At 74.1% G+C, this 17,880-nt stretch carries 18 protein-coding genes; 7 read left to right on the top strand and 11 right to left on the bottom strand.

Translation table 11 applies throughout. The features are described from left to right. Window positions 1–6 precede the first annotated feature (6 nt). Complete coding sequence (locus QSK03_RS21685) at window positions 7–1,359, bottom strand: 2-hydroxyacyl-CoA dehydratase subunit D (RefSeq protein WP_285656544.1); 1,353 nt, start codon at window positions 1,357–1,359, stop codon at window positions 7–9. Next, window positions 1,356–2,534 (bottom strand): 2-hydroxyacyl-CoA dehydratase subunit D, encoded by a 1,179-nt coding sequence (locus QSK03_RS21680; protein WP_285656542.1) that lies wholly within the window; start codon window positions 2,532–2,534, stop codon window positions 1,356–1,358. The genes QSK03_RS21685 and QSK03_RS21680 overlap by 4 nt, the downstream gene beginning before the upstream one ends. 188 nt (window positions 2,535–2,722) lie before the next feature. On the opposite strand from QSK03_RS21680, the gene QSK03_RS21675 reads away from it, so the two are divergent. The 6 genes from QSK03_RS21675 to QSK03_RS21650 all read left to right on the top strand — a co-directional run bounded on the left by QSK03_RS21675 (window position 2,723) and on the right by QSK03_RS21650 (window position 8,122). Further along, a complete protein-coding gene (locus QSK03_RS21675; RefSeq protein ID WP_285656540.1) occupies window positions 2,723–3,877 on the top strand; it encodes a phosphotransferase family protein in 1,155 nt (384 codons plus the stop codon). After that, a complete protein-coding gene (locus QSK03_RS21670; protein ID WP_285656538.1) occupies window positions 3,874–4,368 on the top strand; it encodes a hypothetical protein in 495 nt (164 codons plus the stop codon). Before QSK03_RS21675 ends, QSK03_RS21670 begins: the two co-directional genes overlap by 4 nt. Window positions 4,369–4,378: 10 nt before the next feature. Then, window positions 4,379–5,218, top strand: coding sequence for a MaoC family dehydratase (locus tag QSK03_RS21665; protein ID WP_285656536.1), 840 nt, complete (start codon window positions 4,379–4,381; stop codon window positions 5,216–5,218). 72 nt (window positions 5,219–5,290) lie between these two features. Further along, entirely contained in the window at window positions 5,291–6,091 is an 801-nt protein-coding gene (locus QSK03_RS21660) for an enoyl-CoA hydratase-related protein (RefSeq protein WP_285656534.1), read from the top strand. 7 nt (window positions 6,092–6,098) lie between these two features. Next, window positions 6,099–7,235, top strand: a complete 1,137-nt coding sequence (locus QSK03_RS21655) for an acyl-CoA dehydrogenase family protein (RefSeq protein WP_285656533.1) — start codon at window positions 6,099–6,101, stop codon at window positions 7,233–7,235. Further along, on the top strand, window positions 7,232–8,122 hold the full coding sequence (locus QSK03_RS21650) for an SDR family oxidoreductase (RefSeq protein WP_285656531.1): 891 nt from the start codon (window positions 7,232–7,234) through the stop codon (window positions 8,120–8,122). Before QSK03_RS21655 ends, QSK03_RS21650 begins: the two co-directional genes overlap by 4 nt. Before the next feature lie 2 nt (window positions 8,123–8,124). Here QSK03_RS21650 and QSK03_RS21645 read toward each other — a convergent pair whose 3' ends face one another. From QSK03_RS21645 to QSK03_RS21610, 8 genes are read right to left on the bottom strand one after another with little or no spacing between them, the layout of a single operon-like run. Continuing rightward, window positions 8,125–8,922, bottom strand: coding sequence for an enoyl-CoA hydratase/isomerase family protein (locus tag QSK03_RS21645; RefSeq protein ID WP_285656529.1), 798 nt, complete (start codon window positions 8,920–8,922; stop codon window positions 8,125–8,127). Beyond that, the gene (locus QSK03_RS21640; protein WP_285656528.1) at window positions 8,919–9,971 is read right to left on the bottom strand and encodes an LLM class flavin-dependent oxidoreductase; all 1,053 of its coding nucleotides are present in this window, start codon (window positions 9,969–9,971) and stop codon (window positions 8,919–8,921) included. The genes QSK03_RS21645 and QSK03_RS21640 overlap by 4 nt, the downstream gene beginning before the upstream one ends. Continuing rightward, complete coding sequence (locus QSK03_RS21635) at window positions 9,968–10,744, bottom strand: enoyl-CoA hydratase/isomerase family protein (RefSeq protein WP_285656527.1); 777 nt, start codon at window positions 10,742–10,744, stop codon at window positions 9,968–9,970. The genes QSK03_RS21640 and QSK03_RS21635 overlap by 4 nt, the downstream gene beginning before the upstream one ends. Before the next feature lie 3 nt (window positions 10,745–10,747). After that, entirely contained in the window at window positions 10,748–11,506 is a 759-nt protein-coding gene (locus QSK03_RS21630) for an SDR family NAD(P)-dependent oxidoreductase (RefSeq protein WP_285656525.1), read from the bottom strand. Beyond that, window positions 11,503–12,768, bottom strand: coding sequence for an acetyl-CoA hydrolase/transferase family protein (locus tag QSK03_RS21625; protein WP_285656523.1), 1,266 nt, complete (start codon window positions 12,766–12,768; stop codon window positions 11,503–11,505). The genes QSK03_RS21630 and QSK03_RS21625 overlap by 4 nt, the downstream gene beginning before the upstream one ends. A gap of 5 nt (window positions 12,769–12,773) precedes the next feature. After that, on the bottom strand, window positions 12,774–13,529 hold the full coding sequence (locus QSK03_RS21620; protein ID WP_285656522.1) for an SDR family NAD(P)-dependent oxidoreductase: 756 nt from the start codon (window positions 13,527–13,529) through the stop codon (window positions 12,774–12,776). A 13-nt stretch (window positions 13,530–13,542) separates the two neighbouring features. Beyond that, window positions 13,543–14,709 carry an acyl-CoA dehydrogenase family protein gene (locus QSK03_RS21615; RefSeq protein ID WP_285656520.1) on the bottom strand — a complete coding sequence of 389 codons (1,167 nt, stop codon included), beginning with the start codon at window positions 14,707–14,709 and terminating at the stop codon, window positions 13,543–13,545. Between the two features lie 59 nt (window positions 14,710–14,768). Further along, entirely contained in the window at window positions 14,769–15,830 is a 1,062-nt protein-coding gene (locus tag QSK03_RS21610) for an acyl-CoA dehydrogenase family protein (protein ID WP_285656518.1), read from the bottom strand. 67 nt (window positions 15,831–15,897) lie between these two features. Here QSK03_RS21610 and QSK03_RS21605 point away from each other — a divergent pair, with 67 nt between their 5' ends. Beyond that, window positions 15,898–16,656 carry a FadR/GntR family transcriptional regulator gene (locus QSK03_RS21605; protein ID WP_285656517.1) on the top strand — a complete coding sequence of 253 codons (759 nt, stop codon included), beginning with the start codon at window positions 15,898–15,900 and terminating at the stop codon, window positions 16,654–16,656. 5 nt (window positions 16,657–16,661) lie between these two features. Here the strand turns inward: QSK03_RS21605 and QSK03_RS21600 are convergent, their stop codons facing one another. After that, window positions 16,662–17,840 (bottom strand): acyl-CoA dehydrogenase family protein, encoded by a 1,179-nt coding sequence (locus tag QSK03_RS21600; protein WP_285656516.1) that lies wholly within the window; start codon window positions 17,838–17,840, stop codon window positions 16,662–16,664. Window positions 17,841–17,880 lie beyond the last annotated feature (40 nt).

The following is a 17,880-nucleotide window of genomic DNA, read 5'->3' as shown; positions in this document are numbered from 1 at the left end:
GCGCGGTCACCCCCGCGCCCGCCGCACGTCGATCCCCTCGAGCACCGCCGCGAGGCGGCTCTCGAGGACCTCGTCCTTGTAGAAGGACGCGTCGGCGATGTCGCCCTCGAAGAACATCGTCGCCAGGCCGCGCTTCTCCTGCGCGGCCTTGGCCATGAGCCGCTGCGGGTTGGTGAAGGCGCGGCACGTGCGGGTGGAGTGGAACACGATGCCGTCGACGTCGTAGAAGTCGCAGTCGCGCAGCACGAGGTCGGTGGTCGTCCGCGTGGCGTGGTTCATCGGGCAGAGGAGGTTGTTCTGGGCCTGCCCGAGGAACGGGTCGGCCGCCTCGGGGTCGAGGAGCTGGGGCTCCTGCCAGAACGCGTGGTGGGTGTAGCGCCCGGCGACCACGGCGACGTCGTGGGCGGCGAACTTCCGCGAGAGCAGCCCGAGGTGGTTCCAGTTCATGAAGCCGTCGAAGTACACGCGGTAGCGCTCGTCGCGGACGGCTGCGACCCCGTCGGCGACGCGCTGCTCGACCTCGGCCAGCACGCCGGCGAAGAAGTCGACCAGCTGCTGGTTCGCCGGCAGGAAGTTGATGTGGGCGACGTTGCCGATCCAGTCCCAGAACGTCGCCGGCGCGGGCGTGTGCCGGCAGAGCTTCATGGCCTTCTGGCGCAGCTCCGAGGCCTGCTTGATGTAGGCCATGTTCTGCCGGTAGGCGGCCCAGTCGAACGGCTGCCCGGTGATCGACTCGAGGAACGGCACCAGCTCGTGCAGCTGGTCGGACACGTAGCGGGACGACTGCTCCCACTCCTCGCCGGCCATGTAGCCCTCGCCGGGCCGGTTGCTCCACAGGTAGGGCATCGAGACGTTGAAGATCGGCACGTCCTTGCCGAACACGCGGAAGGAGATGTCGTCCCACTGCTGGCCGGTGCTGCACCCGGCGTACGCGTTGACGAAGACGTCGGGCGTCGGCAGGCGGCTCGCGAGCTCCTGCTGCTCCGGCAGCCCCACCATCCCCGGGCCGTTGCCCGCGCCCGCCGAGCGCTCCTGGGACAGGACCGCGCAGCCGAGGTGGGTGCGCGCGTAGGAGCACAGCTCGCCGACGTAACCGTACTCGGAGCCCGCGAGCTGGGCGGGCCCCTCCAGGTGCTGCGCCGCGAGCCGGGCGGAGAACGCCTCGCCGTGGCACCACGCCATCCCGGCGGCCTGGAAGATCGGGTTGAGGGCGGAGCCGTTGTACCAGACCACCTTCTGGCCCCGCTCGCGCGCGAGGAAGACGTCCTCCCAGTAGTCGGCGACCATCCGGCCGCCGGCCTTGTTGATCGCGAGGCGGTTGAGCTTGTCGGCGGCGTCGCTGCTCGTCGGCGCGGTCATCGGATCGCCTCCAGGGGCGCGTTGCGGCGGATGCGCTCCAGGAGCGCCTCGACGCGGGTCTGCACGGTCTCGACCGGCAGGCCCTCGTGCTCGGTCTCGATCAGCAGGTGCGGGATGTCGCGCTCGTTCAGGCGCTTGCGCAGCTCGGGGTAATAGAGCATGTGCGGTTCGCAGAAGCGGACCATCAGCACGACGACGCCCTCGGCGCCCGAGGCGTCGACGGCCTCGACCAGCCGCTCCTCCCAGTCGGTCTCGTGCTTGACCAGCGTCGGGCACGGGGCGACCGCGTCCCGGCGGAGGTACCAGTCGGCCAGCGCCGCGACCGGATCGCCGTCCTCGGGCACGTCGGTGGAGATGTGGCGGCCACCGGTGAACAGGTCGTCGTCGACGACGATCGCGCCGCACTCCTCGATCGCCGCCAGGAGCTCGGGCCGCGGCGCGTGCGAGAGGTGACCGGACAGGTACAGACGGACCCGGTCGTCCCGCGGCCGGGCGGCGAGGCCGGCGACGACCTCCCGCAGCAGCGCGGTGTGCTCCCGCGTGTCCATCACCATGCTGGACTTCACCAGCACCTGCATCTCCGGGGACGACAGCGCGGCGTTCCCGGCCCGCCGCGCGGCGTAGACCTCGCGGAGCAGCCGCCGGTTCTCGTTGTGCACCGCGATGGCGTCGGCCAGGGCCGCCGCGGTGACCGGGGTCCCGGCGAAGCGCCCCATCTCCTCGACGAACGACCGCATGGTCGCCAGCGCCCGCTCGCCGGCCCAGCTGTCGGACATCGACGTCGGGAGCTGCCCGAAGAACACCGGCGCGTCGGGCACCTCGGCCCGCACCACGTCGACCGCGCCGAGCAGCTGGGTGCAGTGGTCGGCCTGGAAGAAGGCGTCGTAGATGTCCAGCGTGCCCTTCGCCGCCTGGTCGGCGAGGTTGCGGGTGTAGCCGCAGTAGAACTCCGCCAGCAGGTTGCGGCCGAGGCTGTCCGGCTCGCGGTTCTCCTGGATGACCACTGGCAGCGCGCCGCCCGCCGCGGCGATCTCGGACGGGAAGTTCATCGGGAACACCCCGATGGCCCGGCCGCCGGTCCGCTCCTTCCACCGTACGACGTACGCGTCCGGGTCGTCGGCGACCGCGCACAGCGCGGCGAGCGCCTCGCGCGCGGTGTCCGGATCGACGGACATGACCCCTCCTCGCGGTCCGACGGCGTCCTCTCTGCCCGACGCTAACTGAGTGCGACTCAGCCCACAAGGTTCGGACTGACCATTCGAAGGTCGGCCACTCGGCGGCTTGACGACCTGCGACTCGTCACTACCGTCTTCCCGCAGGTCGGGCCGCCGTGGGCCCGACGACGAGAAGCAGGTGATCCGCCGTGACGCGCACCGCCCCACCACCGTCGACGGCCCCCGAGGCCGGCCTGGACCGCCTCCTCGAGCGCCGGGCCCGCATCCGCGAGGGCGCGGTCACCGAGGCGCCGGCACGCGACGACGTCGCCGGGCGGCTGGAGGCCTTCCTCGCCGCGCACATCGGCGGCGCGTTCACCCTCGGTGCGGTCGAGCGGATGTCGGGCGGCGGGGCGAACGAGTGCCACCGCTTCGTCCTCACCCGCGGAGGGACCTCCGAGGACCTCGTGCTGCGGATCAAGGTGCCCGGCGCGATCTGCCCCACCAGCGCCGAGCGCGAGTTCCAGGCCATGGCGGCGACCCGGGACGTCCTGCCCGTCCCGGGCGTCCACTGGCTCACGACCGACCCGGCCCACTTCGGTGCGCCGGCCCTGATCAGCGACCTCGTCCCCGGCGTCACGGCGCCGACCGACGCGGTCCCCCTCGCGACGGGCCTGGGCACCGTGTACGGGCCGCGGCTGCGCGACCTGCTGGTGCCGCAGTTCGTCGGGCACCTGGCCGCCCTGCACGCCTTCGACTGGTCCGGCGCCGACCTGTCGGCCTTCGACGTCCCGCGTCCGGGGACCACCGACGCGATCGACCGGCGCCTCGCGTTCTGGGACCGCGTGTGGGCCGAGGACGCGCTCGAGGCGCACCCGACCGTGATGCTCACGCAGCAGTGGCTCTGGGAGCACCGGCCCGTCGTCGACCACGTGTCGTTCCTGCACGGCGACTACCGCAACGGCAACTTCCTGTTCGACGAGGACACGGGGCGGATCCAGGCGGTGATCGACTGGGAGCTCTGCTGGCTGGGCGACCGCCACGCCGACCTCGCCTACGCGATGCTGCGCGCCTGGGGGCACGAGGACGACGCCGGGGTCTTTCGCAACTCCGGGCTCCCCGACACCGCGACGTTCGTCGCCGAGTACGAGCGTCTGTCCGGGCTGACCGTCGACCCCGCCCGCCTCGAGTACTACGTCGTCTACAACCTCTACTGGGCCGTGGTCTCCCTCGTGGGCACCGGGCCCCGCAACGCGGCGGCCCGGATGACCCAGCTGGACGTCATGTACGACTTCATCTCCGGCCTGGGCGCGCAGTTCCTCGGCGAGCTCACCGACCTCCTGGCCGAGGAGCGTGCGTCGTGATCCCCACCGTCACCCAGCAGCTGCGCGCGATGCGCGTGCGGCTCGAGGAGACCGTCGTCCCGGCCCTGCGCGACGACGCCGGCTTCGCCCGGGAACAGGCCCTGCTGATGATGGCGACGCTCGACTGGCTCACCGACACCCACGAGCACGAGTACCGCTACCAGGTCACCGAGAACGCCGAGTACCGCGCGGTGGTCCGCGAGCTGGCGTCCGACGACGCGGAGGCGCGGACGGTGCTCGACCGCCCGGCGCCCTCCCCCGCGGACGTCGCCGTGCCGCTCGCCGACGTCGCCGAGCAGAACCGCCTGCTCAAGGACATCGTCGCCCGGGCCCACGCCGCGGCGGTGCAGGACCCCGCGACCCGCGGGCGCGCGCACGACCTCGTGGCCGCCGTCGCCCGCCGCCAGCGCGACCGGGAGCTGTCCTGGTACCGGATGACCGGCTTCCCGGGGGCGCGGTCCGGGATCGCCGACGTTCTCGGCGCTTCGTAACCTGCTGCCCATGGCACTGAGGCCGGACCTGGTCGGCACGCGCAGCGACGCGGCGGAGTTCTCGTGGACGGCGGACGACGTGATGCTCTACGCCCTGGCGGTCGGGGCAGGGCAGGGCGATCCGCTCGAGGACCTCGCGTTCACGACGGAGAACACGGAGGGCGCGCCGCTGAAGGTGCTGCCGACGTTCGCGAACATCATCACGCGCGCGGCGACGGTCGACCTCGGCGAGGTGGACCGCACCCAGCTCGTGCACGCCGAGCAGACGTTCCTCCTGCACGCCCCGCTGCCGGTGGCGGGCCGCGCACGGGTCGCCGCCACGGTCACCGCGGTCGAGGACAAGGGGCGCGGCGCGATCGTGCGCACGCAGGCCGACGCGGTCGACGCCGCGACGGGGGCGCCGCTGGTGACCTCGGTGCAGTCGGTGTTCCTCGGCGGCGAGGGCGGGTTCGGCGGCCCGCGCGGCGAGAGCGCGCCGTCGGCGATCCCCGAGCGCGCCCCGGACCATGTCGTCACCGTCGCCACCCGGCCCGAGCAGGCGCTCCTCTACCGCCTGACCGGCGACCGCAACCCGCTGCACACCGACCCGGCGTTCGCCGCCCGCGGCGGCTTCACCCGCCCGATCCTGCACGGCATGTGCACCTACGGCCTCGCCGCCCGCGCGGTGATGTGCACCGTCGCCGGCAACGACCCCGACCGCGTCACGGGCATGACCGCGCGCTTCACCCGGCCCGTGCTGCCGGGCGACGAGCTGACGGTCGCGATCTGGTCCGACGGCGGCGCGGCGCACTTCCGCACGACCTGCGGCGACGACGTCGTCCTCGACCGCGGTCGCCTCGACGTCGCCTGAACCGGGTCCCGCCAACCGCTGTTCAATGGTACAAAGGTCTGGCCAAAACGAGCCGCGGCGGGAAGAGGTCCGATGAAGCCCGAGGAGTTCACCGACGTCATCTACGAGGTCGAGAACGGCCTCGCGTGGATCACGATCAACCGGCCGGACCGGTTCAACGCGTTCCGCGCGCGCACCGTCGACGAGCTGGTGTTCGCGTTCAAGCTCGCCTGGGCCGACGACGAGGTCGGCGTCGTGGCCCTGACGGGGGCCGGGGAGAAGGCGTTCTGCGCCGGCGGCGACCAGAAGCAGCGCATGGAGACCGGGGATTACGGGCCGTCGGAGACCGGCCTGTTCGAGGTGGAGGCCCTGCACCGGGTGATCCGCGACGTCCCCAAGCCGGTCGTCGCCGCGGTGAACGGCGTCGCCATCGGCGGGGGCCACGTGCTGCACGTGATCACCGACCTGAGCATCGCCGCCGACACGGCGACGTTCGGCCAGAACGGGCCGCGGGTGGGCTCGTTCGACGCCGGCCTGGGCTCGGCCTACCTCGCCCGCGTGGTGGGCGAGAAGCGCGCGCGGGAGATCTGGTTCATGCTGCGGCGCCTGTCCGCGCAGGAGGCGCTGGACTGGGGGCTGGTCAACCGGGTGGTGCCCGCCGCCGATCTCCGCGACGAGGTCCGCCGGTACGCCGACACGATGCTGTCCTACTCGCCGACGGCGCTGAAGGTGCTCAAGCAGTCGTTCAACACCGACACCGAGCACATGATCGGCATCGGCACCATGGCCTACACGACGCTGAAGCTCTTCGGCGAGACCGCCGAGGCCCAGGAGGGCATCACGGCGTTCAACGAGAAGCGCGAGCCGCAGTTCGCGTCCTACCGCACGCACTGAGGCGACCGTGCGGTTCAGCGCCGAACAGCAGGGGTTCGCCCGCGAGATCCGGGCGTTCTGCGCGCGCGAGTGCGGCACCGCGGCCCAGCGCGACGCGCTCACCGCGGGCGGCACCGACCACAACAGTCCCGACCTGCTGCGGCGGTTCGGCGAGCTCGGCTGGCTCGGCATCTCGCTGCCGGCCGAAGACGGCGGGGTCGGCGGGTCGTTCGTCGACGAGACCCTCTTCATCGAGGAGGCCTCCCGCGGCCAGGCGATGATCGACGCCTACTGCACCGGCCTCACCGCGGCCCAGACCTACCTGCACTGGGGTGACGCCGACCAGCGGCGCACGGTCGTGGAGACGCTGTGCGCCGGGGGCATCGAGGCGATCGCGCTGTCCGAGCCGGACGCCGGGTCGGACCTCGGCTCGGCGCGGCTGCGGGCCCGCCTCGAGGGCGACGAGTACGTCATCGACGGCCAGAAGACCTGGACCTCCGCGGCCCACCTGGCGCAGCACGTCCTCGTGCTGACACGCACCGACACCACGGGCGGCAAGCACGACGGGCTGACGCTGCTCACGGTGCCCGGCGACGCCCCGGGCCTGGAGATCCGCGGCATCGACACGATGGGCGCCCGGGTCGTCAACGACCTCTTCTTCACCGGCGTGCGGGTGCCGGCGTCGGCCGTGGTCGGCACCGCCGGCAACGCCTGGAAGCAGCTCATGCGCGGGCTCGGCGTCGAACGCGTGATCATCGCGGCGATGCAGGTCGGTGCCGCGGAACGGTCGCTGGACGACCTGCTCGCCTACGTGACCCGCCGCGAGCAGTTCGGGCGCACGATCGGCAGCTTCCAGGCGATCCGCCACCGCATCGCCGACCTCGCCACCGACGTCGCCGTCGGCCGCGCGTTCCTCTACGACGTCGCCGACCGCATCGACGCCGGCGAGGAGGGCGACCTCGCCCGCGACAGCTCGATGGTCAAGGTGCGCGCCACCGAGACCGCCAAGCACGTCGCGCTCGAGGCGATGCAGATGATGGGCGGTTACGGCTACGCCCGCGAGTACGGGATGGAGCGCCAGGTCCGCGCCGCGCTCGCGCCGCCGATCTACGGCGGCACCAACGAGATCCAGCGCGAGATCATCAGCCGGAGCCTGGGCCTGTGACCAGCCCCTTCCGGCCGGACCTGCTCGCCGGTGCGCGCATCCTCGTCACCGGGGGCGGCACCGGGCTCGGCCGCGGCGTCGCGGGTCACCTCGTCGCGCACGGCGCGGAGGTGCACCTGTGGGGCCGGCGGGCCGCGGTGCTCGCGGAGGCCGCCGACGAGGCGTCGGCGTCGCGGCCCGGGTCGGTGCACACCCAGACCGTCGACGTCCGCGACGGCGACGGCATCGACGCGGCGATGGGCGCGCTGTGGGACGCGCACGGACCGCTCACCGGCGTGCTCAACAACGCCGCGGCCAACTTCATCGCGCCGACCGAGTCGCTGAGCCCGCGGGCGCTCGAGGCGGTCACCTCGACGGTGATGAAGGGCAGCTTCCACACCACCCACGCCGCCGGCCGTCGGTGGATCGCGGCGGGGCTCCCGGGCGCGGTCCTGTCGACGCTGACGACGTGGGTGTGGACGGGGTCGGCGTTCGTGACGCCCTCGGCGATGGCCAAGGCCGCGGTGCACTCGATGACCATGTCGCTGGCGGTGGAGTGGGCCCGGTACGGGATCCGTCTCAACGCCGTCGCGCCGGGCCCGATCCCCACCGACTGCGCCTGGGAGATGCTCAACCCCACCGACCAGAGCTCGGTCGGCGCGACCCAGACCGACCGGATCCCGATGGGCCGCGCCGGCACCGTCGCCGAGCTGGCGAACCTCACGATGTTCCTGCTCTCCGACGCGTGCGACTACCTCACCGGCCAGACGATCGCGATGGACGGCGGGCAGATGCTCGCCGGCCCCGGCACGTTCGCCGGCCTCACCGCGATGAGCGCCGAGGACTGGGCCGAGGCGCGGGAGAGGAGCACGGCGGCCTCGGCGGCGAGCAAGGCCCAGCGCGGCTAGCGTCAGTCGCCGACGAACGTCGGGGGGCGGCGTTCGCGCATCGCGGCGAGCGCCTCGGCCATGTCCTCGGTGCGGGTGAGCAGCGCCTGGCCGCGGTTCTCCAGCTCGAGCGCCGCGGCGTAGGAGGGGATCTCCGCGTTCGCCTGCAGCGCGCGCTTGGACAGCATGACGCCGCCGGGCGAGTTGGCGGCGATCTGCCCGGCGAGGTCCAGCGCCGCGTCGAGCAGCTCCTCGGCCGGGACGACGCGGTTGACCAGCCCCGTCCGTTCCGCCTCGGCGGACTCCACGGTGCGCCCGGTGAAGACGAGCTCGGCGGCCACCGCCGGGCCGACCAGGCGCGGCAGCAGCCACGACGTGCCGAGGTCGCCCGCGGAGAGCCCGATCGTCACGAAGGCGGCGTTGAACCGGGCGGTGGGCGCGCCGAGCCGGATGTCGGCCGCCAGGGCGAGCGCCAGGCCGCCGCCCGCGGCCGCGCCGTTGACCGCGGCGATGACCGGCAGCCGCATGCCCCGCACGGCCACGAGGGCGCGCGCGGCCCGCTCCTGCAGGTCGAGCATGCCGAGCGCGCCGAGGGTCGGTAGCTCCGCGGCGTCGGCGAGGTCGTAGCCGGCGCAGAACGCGCGGCCGGCGCCGGTGACCACGACGGCCCGCAGGCCGTCCTCCCGGTCCAACGCGCGCGCCGTCTCCTCGAGCTCGGCGAACATCGTCGCGGTCATCGCGTTGAGGCGGTCCGGGCGGTCGAGGGTCAGCACGACGACGCCCTCGCGCGGGCGGTCGAGGCGCAGCGTCGTCGGCGTCACGACGCCCCCGCCAGGGCGGGCGTCAGGGCGTCGACGATCCGTCCCGTGGCGTCCTCGAGCTGGTCGTCGTCCAGCCCCCACGGCGGGGCGCAGAGGTCGAGGTGGTCGAAGGGGGCGGCGTGCCGGGCGACGAGTGCCGGCAGCTCGGCGGGCCGGCACGCGACGGCGATCGTGTCGATCGCCTCGTCGGGCACCGCGGCCGCCATCGCCTGCGGGTCGCCGTCCTTCGCGGCGGCGCGGATGCGCTGCTGGGCGGCCTCCCACCCGTGGATCGCGAACAGGCGGTCGTAGACCCGCGAGGCGGCGTACTGGGCGATCGCGACGGCGATCCGCCACCGGGCGGCCTCGACGTCGTCGTCGACCGCGCACATCCGCATGCCCTTGACGACGAACCCGTCGAGCGAGCGGCCTGCCTGCTCGGCGCCCCGCGCGAGCTCCGGGCGCAGGACCTCCTCGACGTACGCCGGCGTCATCATCGGGTGGCCGACGAGACCGTCGGCGACCCGTCCCGCGACGCGCACCATCGCCGGGCCGACGCCGGCGGTCCAGATCGGGAGGTGCTCGCGGAACGGCGGCGCGACCGTGGCCGGCGGGGCGAGGTGCACGCGGTAGAACCGGCCGTCGTGGTGCACCGGCCCCTCGTGCAGCCGCCACAGGGCCCGCAGCACGGTGACCAGCTCCTCCATCCGGACGGCCGGCGACGCGCCGTCGGTGGACAGCCAGTTCTCCATCATCCCGCTGGTGCCGTTGCCGAGGCCGAGCACGAGGCGGCCCTCGGTGAGCTCGTCGAGGTCGCGGGCCTCGACGGCCCACACCATCGGCGCGCGTCCCACCCCGTAGGCGATGTTCGAGCCGACCGTGACGCGCTCGGTCGCGAGTCCGAGCGCGGCCATCGGGATCGTGGCCGAGCGGCTGTAGAGCTCGCCGGTCCACACCGCGCCGAGCCCGGCGGCCTCCGCCCGGCGGGCGAGGTCGCCGGCCCGCCGGAACCGCTCCCGGCCGCGGCCCCCGGCGAAGATCGTCAGGCCGAGACGGGCGTGGCCGCTCATCGGGCGAACTCCGGGGGGCGCTTCTCGAGGAACGCCGTGATCCCCTCGGTGGCCTCGCCGTGCTCGAACAGCTCCTGGATCTGCGCCACCTCGTAGCGCAGTCCCTCGGCCAGGGGCCGGTCGGACGCGGCGTCGACGGTCCGGACGACCGCCGCGAGCGCAGGGCGCGACGACGCCGCCAGCGTGCCCGCGAGCTCCAGCGCGGCGTCGCACGCCGCTCCCGCCTCGACCAGCCGGTCCACCAGCCCGATCGCGGCGGCCTCGGCGGCGGGCACCTGCCGGGCGGTGGCCATGATGTCGATCGCCCGGCCCCGGCCGACGAGCCGCGGCAGCCGCTGGGTGCCCCCCGCGCCCGGGATCAGACCGAGCCGCGCCTCCGGGAGACCGCAGCGCGCGTCGGCGCCGGCCACGCGCATCGTCGCGGCCATCGCCAGCTCCAGCCCGCCGCCCAGGGCCACGCCCTCGATCGCGGCGATGCTGACGAGGTCGGCGGCGGCCAGCCGCTCCACGACGGCGCGCAGACGGTCGCCGTACGCCGTGAACGAGGCGGCGTCGACGGCGCCGAGGTGCTTGATGTCGGCGCCCGCGACGAAGAAGCCGGGGATCGCCGAGGTCAGGACGAGCACGCGGGTCCCGCGCGCGGCGGCCGCGTCGAGGGCCGCGTCGAGGCCCTCGATCAGCGGTGGTCCGAGCGCGTTGGCGGGCGGCCGGGCGAGGGTGACCCTCAGGACGCCGTCGGCGGCGTCGTCCCAGGTGACGGGGGAGTCGCTCATCGGTCAGGCCATCGTCAGGCCGCCGGAGACCGACAGCGTCTGGCCGGTGACGTACCCGGCGGCGTCGGAGGCGAAGAAGGCGACCGCGGCCGCGACGTCGGCGGGCTGCGCGAGCCGGCGCATCGGGACCGCCCGCGTCATCCCGGCGAGGACCTTCTCCGCATCCTGGCCGGAGCTCGCGGTGAACGTGCGCAGCGCCGGGGTGTCGGTCGGGCCCGGGCAGACCGTGTTGGCCGTGACGCCCTGCGTCGCGACCTCGCGGGCGAGGGTCTTGGTGAAGGCGATGATCCCGCCCTTGGCCCCGGAGTAGACGGCCTCGAGGGAGGAGCCCACCCGGCCGGCGTCCGAGCCGATGGTCACGACGCGCCCGAACCCCCGCTCCGCCATGCCCGGCACCACGGCCTGCGCGACGCGCAGCGCGCCCTTGAAGTTGATGTCCAGGATGCGGTCCCAGAAGTCCTCGGTGGTGTCGAGGAACGGCATGAAGTCGTCCCACCCGGCGTTGTTGACCGCCACCTCGACCGGGCCGAGCTCCTCGGTGACGGCCTTGACCGCGGCCTGCACCGAGGCGGTGTCGGTGACGTCGGCGACCACCGCGGTCGCCGTGCCGCCGGCCTCGGCGATCGCCGCGGCCGTCGCCTGCGCGGCCTCCTGGTTCAGGTCGACCACCGCGACCCGGAATCCCTGGGCGCCCAGGGTCGTGGCGATGCCCCGGCCGATGCCCTGGGCACCGCCGGTGACGAACGCGGTCCTGCTGCTCACGGTGATCCTCCTGTCGAACCCGATGGTCCAGCTCCGCTGCGCCGCGCGTCCGCCCGCCGCAGCGCCTCCCGGTGCTCCGGGGCGGCGATCGCCGCGAGGCGGCCGGGCCGGTCGGCCAGCGGCACCCCCCGCAGCCACGCGGTGCCGTGCTCGGTGACGACGACGTCGACGTCGGCGCGGGCCGTCGTCACCACCCCGCCGGGCAGCGCGGGGACGATCGCCGAGCCGCCGTCGGGGGTCCGCGCCCGCAGCGCGATCAGCGACCGCGCGCCGGTGCGCGCCGCCGCCGACGAGAAGTCCGCCTGGCCGCCGACCCCGCCGAGGTAGCGCCCGGTGCCCCCGACCTCGGCCCCGATCTGCCCGGTGAGGTCGACCGCGAGCGCGGAGTTGATCGCGACGAGGCCGCCGAGGCGCGCGAGGACGCCGGGGTGGTGCGTGTGGCTCGCGGGGCGGAACTCCACCGGCGTCTCGCCGAGCCGCGCGTAGAGGTCCGCGCTCCCGATCGCCGTGCCGGTGACGACGAGCCCGGTGTCGATCTCCTTGCGCGCGCCCGTGATCACGCCCTTCTCGACCAGGCGCAGCACGGGGTCGGTGAGCATGCCCGCGTGGAACCCGAGGTCCCGGTGGCCCGCGAGGCCGTCGAGGACCGCCGACGGCAGCGACCCGACGCCGATCTGGACCGTGTCGCCGTCGTCGACGAGCTCCGCGACCCGGGCGGCGATCGCCTCGTCGACGGCGTCGGGCGCCCGCTCCGGCGCGGTCGGCAGCGCGCGGTCGGTCTCCACCACGGCGGCGAACCGTTCCCGCGGCACGCCCGGGGTGCCGGCCGTCACCGGCATCCGGTGGTTGATCTCGCCGAGCAGGACGCGGCTGTGGCGCAGCGCGTCGGCCGCGTAGTCGGCCCCGATCCCCAGGGAGCAGCGGCCGTCGGGTCCCGGGGGCGACACCTGCAGGAGCCCGACGTCGCCGGGCAGCCGGTGCTCGGCGAACAGCCGCGGGAGCGCGGAGTAGTGGGCGGGGACGACGTCGAGCCGCCCGGCCGCGTGCGCCGCGCGCAGCTCCCCCATCGCGCCGTACGACGTCAGCGCGAGCTGCGGCGGGGGCTCGCGCAGGCGCGGGTTGAACGTCAGCCCGCCGAAGGCGCGGACGGGGCCGATCGCGGGGAGGCCGTCGAGCAGCGCGTCGACCAGCGGGGTCGCCTCGGCGCCGGCCTGGCTCCACCAGACGCCGTCGCCGGCACGGACGTGGGCGCGCAGGTCCATCGGGGTCAGATCACCGTCCCGCCGTCCACCGGCAGCACCTGCCCGGTGATGTAGGAGCCGGCGTCGGAGGCGAGGAAGACGAAGCTCGGGGCGATCTCCGCGGGCTCGGCCCAGCGGCCGAGCGGCACGCGCTCGAGGGTCTTCGCGGCGAGCTTCTCGTGGCTGCGGATGTTCTCGGTCATCGGCGTCGCCGCGAGCGGGGCGAGCGCGTTCACCGTGACGCGGCGCCGGGCGAGCTCGCGGGCCAGGGACATGGTCAGTCCGACGACCCCGGCCTTGGCGGCGCCGTAGTTGGCCTGGCCGATGGTGCCGACGAGCCCGGCGGCCGAGGTGACGTTGAGGATCCGCCCGGTGCCGTCGTCGGGCAGGTGGGGCAGGACGGCCTGCGAGCAGGTGTAGGCGCCCAGGAGGTGGATGTCGATGATGCGCCGGAAGTCGTCCTCGGCCAGCTTGTCGAACATCGCGGGCGCGATCGCCCCGGCGTTGTTGACCAGCACGTGCACCGTCCCGCCGCCCATCTCGGCGGCGAGGGCGGCCGCGGCGTCGGCGGCGGCGCGGTCGCGGACGTCGAGGGCGGCGCTGCGCGCCCCGTCCCCGATCTCCGCGGCGACCGTTGCCGCGGCGTCCCCGTCGACGTCGGTGACCAGCACCGCGGCGCCCGCGGCGGCGAAGGCCGACGCGACCGCGGCGCCGATGCCGCTGCCGGCGCCCGTGACGAGCGCGGTCCGCCCGTCGAGGGAGAAGACGTCCAGCCCCGGCATCAGTAGCTCCCCATCAGTAGCTGCGCGGCAGGCCGAGGACGTGGGACCCGAGGTAGTTCAGGACCATCTCCTGGCTCAGCGGGGCGATCTTGAGCAGCCGCGCCTCGCGGAAGTAGCGCGCGACGTTGTACTCCTCGGAGTAGCCCATGCCCCCGTGGGTCTGCAGCGCGCGGTCGGCGGCCTCGAACCCGGCGTCGGCGCACAGGTACTTCGCGGTGTTGGCCTCACGTCCGCACGGCTCGCCCCGGTCGTAGAGCCAGGTGGCCTTGCGCAGCGCCAGCTCGGCGCCGTCGAGGCGCGCGAGCGAGTCGGCGAGCGGGAACTGCAGCCCCTGGTTCTGGCCGATGGGGCGGCCGAACACCTCGCGGTCGTTGCCGTAGCGCACCGCGCGGTCGAGCGCGACGCGCCCGATCCCGAGCGCCTCGGCGGCGATGAGCATCCGTTCCGGGTTGAGCCCGTCGAGGATGTAGGTGAAGCCCTTGCCCTCCTCGCCGACCCGGTCCTCCACCGGCACCATCAGGTCGTCGATGAACAGCTCGTTGGACGAGACCGCGTTGCGGCCCATCTTCGGGATCGGGCGGATGTCGACGTGCGCGCGGTCGAGGTCGGTGAGGAAGAGCGTCATGCCGTCGGTCTTCTTCGCGACCTCGTCGAGCTTCTGCGTCCTGGTCAGCAGCAGGATCTTCTCGGACTCCTGGGCCTTGGAGATCCAGACCTTGCGGCCGTTGACCCGGTAGTGGTCGCCCTCGCGCTTCGCGTAGGTCGTGATCCGCGTGGTGTCCAGCCCGGCCTCGGGCTCGGTCACCCCGAAGCACACGTGGAGGCTGCCGTCGACGATGCGGGGGATCGTGCGCGCCTTGAGCTCCGCGGAGCCGTGCTTGATGACGGGGTGCATCCCGAAGATCGACAGGTGGATCGAGCTCGCGGCGTTCATGCCGCCGCCCGAGCGCGCGACCTCCTCGATCAGCAGGCAGGCCTCGGTGATCCCGAACCCGTGGCCGCCGTACTCCTCGGGGCTCGTGATGCCCAGCCAGCCGCCCGTGGCCAGCGCGTCGTAGAACTCGGTCGGGAACGCGTGGTCGCGGTCCTTGGACATCCAGTACTCGTCGTCGAACTTGCCGGCGAGCTCCGCGACCGCACTTCGGATGGTCGCCTGGTCGTCGGTGAGGTCGAAGTCCACCGCGCCACACCTCCTCGCTTTGGACCAACACTAACAAAGGACTGACCAAAAAGGCGAGATCAGGGCACGAGGTCCAGCGACGCCGCCAGGCGTTCGTTCCAGGCCGCGGGCGCGCCGAACAGGTGCTCGTCGAGCTTGGCGCGCTTGTAGGACAGCTGCAGGTCGTGCTCCCAGGTGTAGCCGATCGCGCCGTGCAGGGTCAGCGCCGTGTCCGCGGCGCGTGACGCGCCTGCCGTGACCTGGGCCTTGGCCGCGGCCACGTGGGCCGACGCGTCCGGGTGCCCGGCCTCCAGCGACGCCGCGGCCAGGTAGACGATCGAGCGTGCCGACTCGACGGTCACGAGCATCTCGGCCGCCGCGTGCTTGACGGCCTGGAACGAGCCGATCGGCACCCCGAACTGCCGGCGCTGCCCGGCGTGGGAGACGGCCGCGTCGAGCATCCGCTCCGCGGCGCCGAGGGCGTCGGCCGCCACCAGCACCGCGGCCCGCAGCGCGCCCGCCTCGAGGGCGACCGCCGCGTCCCCGGGCACCGACCGGCCCCGCGCACCGTCGAGCACGACGTCGGCCACCGACCGGCTCCGGTCGGTGAGCACGCGGGGGCGCACCTCGACACCCGCGGCGTCGGCCTCGACGAGCACGAGCGACCCGCCGGCGACCGGGACGAGGAGCCGCCGCGCCCGGTCGGCGCCGAGCACCCCCGCGATCACGCCCGTGACCGCTCCCCCGTCCGCCGCGACCGCCGGCGCCGCGCCCGGGACCGCGTCGGCCGGGACGCCGAGCACGGTGACCACACCGTCGGCGAGCAGCGCCTTCGCCTCCTCCGGCACGGCGAGCAGCCCGGGCAGCGCGGCCATCGCCCCGAGCCAGCCGGCGGTGGGGGCGGTCACCCGCCCCAGCTCCTCGGCGGCCAGCACCGTCTCGACGAGGCCGCCGCCCTGGCCGCCGACGTCCTCGGGCGCCCCGACGCCGAACCAGCCCTCGGCGAGGAACCGGTCCTCGAAGGCCGCCGGGTCGCCGGCGTCGAGCCACGCCCGGACCTCGGCCGCGCCGCACCGGTCGGTCAGCCAGCCTGCGAGCACGTCCCGGAAGTCGGACTGCTCCTGCGAGAGTTCCCAGCGCACGGCGCGCTCCCGTCGACGTCTCGATGCTAAATTGGGTCTGACCTTTGGACCAGTGAACGGGAGCCCGATGACGTCGAGCGAGGCCCGCCCCTCGATCCGGCTGTCGCCGATGGAGGTGCCGAAGGCGTCGGACGTCCTCGCGAACGAGCTGCGCGAGCGCATCCTCTCCGGCGAGTACCCCGAGGGCACGCCGCTCCCGCCCGAGCGCGAGCTCGTGGTGCAGACCCGCATGAGCCGCACGACGGTGCGCGAGGCCCTGCGCATCCTCGAGGTCCAGGGCCTGATCCGCATCAAGGCCGGCCGCGCGGGTGGTGCCTTCGTGCAACACCCCGGCGAGGAGTCGGTGGCCGACTCCCTCGAGCTGCTCATCCGCGGGCGGCGGCTGCGGCTCGCGTCGGTGCACGAGACGCGCGAGGCCATCGAGCCGTCTTGCGCCCGCCTCGCGGCCCAGCACCGCACCGCGGACGACCTCCGCGCGCTCACGGCCGCGAACGAGACCATCGCCGCCAGCGCGAGCCTCGAGGAGTTCCTGCAGGCCAACGTCGACTGGCACGTCGCCGTCGCCACGGCGGGCCACAACGAGATCCTGACCGGGATCATGATGGCGCTCTCGCGGGCCATCTACACCACGACGCACAACGAGGGCTTCGTCGACGAGGACGTCCGCCTGATCACCGTGCGGGCCCACCGGTCGGTCACCCGCGCGATCCGCGACAAGGACCCGGACGCGGCGGCGCGGCGGATGACCCGGCACGTGCACGCCTACGCCGAGGCCGCCCTCGCGGTCGACGACCGGACGGCGATCACGCTCCCCGACGGGGAGTAGGCCCCTCATCGCGGCATGCCGAGGAGCCGCTCGGCCAGGATGTTGCGCTGGATGAAGGTCGATCCGCCGGCGATCGCGGTGCCGCGGGCCTGGTAGGCGAGCCGCTGCCAGCGGCTCTCGGCCGCCGTCTGCTCCTCGGGGGCCAGCTGCCCGCCCAGGGGCGAGAGCGACTGGCGGAAGTCGGCCAGGTCCTCCACCAGCGGGCAGAAGTACAGCTTGCCGATGGAGGTGGCGGGTCCGGGCGCGCTGCCGTCGGCGGCCGCGGTGAGCACGCGCTGGCCGATGGCGTGGTGCACGAGCGCGCGGCCGTACAGATCGGCGACGCGCTGCCGGACCGCCGGGTCGGCGCCGAGCGGACGCCCGGCCGCGTCGGTCATCGCGCGCACCTCGGCCACGATGTCCTCGACGGCCCGGCGCGTGTTGACCCGCCCCGTGGCGATGCCGACCCGCTCGAACCCGAGGGTGGCCATGGCGACCGCCCACCCGCCGTCGACCTCGCCGACGACCAGGTCGTCGGGCACGAACACGTCGTCGAGGAAGACCTCGTTGAACTCGGCCTCGCCGAGCATGTGCCGCAGCGGCCGCACGGTGACGCCGGGAGTGTCCATGGGCAGCACGAAGTACGTGATCCCCCGGTGCCGCGGCTTGTCCTCGCCTCCGGTGCGCGCCAAGAGGATGGCGTGCGCCGCGAGGTGCGCACGGCTGGTCCAGATCTTCTGGCCCGAGATGCGCCACCCGCCGTCGACCCGCGCGGCCCGGCTGCGCAGCGAGGCGAGGTCGGAGCCCGACTCCGGCTCGGAGAACAGCTGGCACCACAGGTCGTCGCCGCGCAGGATCGGCGCCAGGAAGCGCTCCTTCTGGGCGTCGGTGCCGAAGGCCGCGAGGGTCGGGCCGGCGAAGTCCTCGCCGATGGTGTTGAGCCGCTCGGGCGCCCCGGCGCGGTCGGCCTCCTCGGTGAAGACCGCGCGGAACCTCGCGTCGAGCCCCTGGCCGCCGTGCTCCCGCGGCCAGGTGAGGCCGGCGTACCCGGCGTCGGACAGCGCCCGCTGCCACTGCCGCCAGAACGGCACCTTCCCGACGAGGTCGACGGGCTCGGGCCACGGGAGCCGCGGGAGCGCCTCGGCGAGCCACGCGCGGACGCCGGCGCGGAAGGCGGACTCCTCCGGCGAGTCGGCGAGCTCCATCGCGCCTCCCGGGATCGTTGCCACTTTGGCCTGACCATTG

This window comes from Actinomycetospora sp. NBRC 106375, from assembly GCF_030269665.1.
GTDB lineage: Bacteria > Actinomycetota > Actinomycetes > Mycobacteriales > Pseudonocardiaceae > Actinomycetospora.
The sequence above is the reverse complement of the archived record's forward strand: the minus strand, read 5'-3'. Positions and strand labels throughout refer to the sequence as shown.

Bases quoted from the DNA above. Each gene is read 5' to 3' on its own strand.
- QSK03_RS21685 (WP_285656544.1), bottom strand. From the start codon at position 1,359: ATGACCGCGCCGACGAGCAGCGACGCCGCCGACAAGCTCAACCGCCTC.
- QSK03_RS21680 (WP_285656542.1), bottom strand. From the start codon at position 2,534: ATGTCCGTCGATCCGGACACCGCGCGCGAGGCGCTCGCCGCGCTGTGC.
- QSK03_RS21665 (WP_285656536.1), top strand. From the start codon at position 4,379: ATGGCACTGAGGCCGGACCTGGTCGGCACGCGCAGCGACGCGGCGGAG.
- QSK03_RS21660 (WP_285656534.1), top strand. From the start codon at position 5,291: ATGAAGCCCGAGGAGTTCACCGACGTCATCTACGAGGTCGAGAACGGC.
- QSK03_RS21640 (WP_285656528.1), bottom strand. From the start codon at position 9,971: ATGAGCGGCCACGCCCGTCTCGGCCTGACGATCTTCGCCGGGGGCCGC.
- QSK03_RS21635 (WP_285656527.1), bottom strand. From the start codon at position 10,744: ATGAGCGACTCCCCCGTCACCTGGGACGACGCCGCCGACGGCGTCCTG.
- QSK03_RS21625 (WP_285656523.1), bottom strand. From the start codon at position 12,768: ATGGACCTGCGCGCCCACGTCCGTGCCGGCGACGGCGTCTGGTGGAGC.
- QSK03_RS21620 (WP_285656522.1), bottom strand. From the start codon at position 13,529: ATGCCGGGGCTGGACGTCTTCTCCCTCGACGGGCGGACCGCGCTCGTC.
- QSK03_RS21605 (WP_285656517.1), top strand. From the start codon at position 15,898: ATGACGTCGAGCGAGGCCCGCCCCTCGATCCGGCTGTCGCCGATGGAG.
- QSK03_RS21600 (WP_285656516.1), bottom strand. From the start codon at position 17,840: ATGGAGCTCGCCGACTCGCCGGAGGAGTCCGCCTTCCGCGCCGGCGTC.